General features: G+C 76.6%; 1 protein-coding gene. It reads right to left on the bottom strand.

What is annotated here, in order from left to right; genetic code table 11:
• Nucleotides 1-239: GNAT family N-acetyltransferase (locus AC0I8G_RS26145; RefSeq protein ID WP_471732536.1), on the bottom strand; the 239-nt coding region annotated here is incomplete at both ends.

Genomic DNA, 239 nt, shown 5'->3' with positions numbered 1-239 from the left:
CGCAGGAGACCTCCAGGACGCCGTCGGAGTAGCCCTGGCGCACCTCGAACCCGGCCTCGCGGAAGACCCCGCTCATCTTCGCGTTCTGCGGCAGGACGTCGGCCGTGAACCGGCGGAGCCCGCGCTCGCGGGCCGCGGCGGCCAGGTGCTCCAGCAGGACCGAGCCGAGCCCGCGGCCCTGGGGGGCGGCGGAGATGTTGAAGGCGCCCTCGGCCGAGCGGGGCCTGCCGGGTCGGACG

The sequence above is a fragment of the Kineococcus sp. AC630 genome, assembly GCF_979255925.1.
This window is presented reverse-complemented; position numbering and strand designations above follow the sequence as displayed.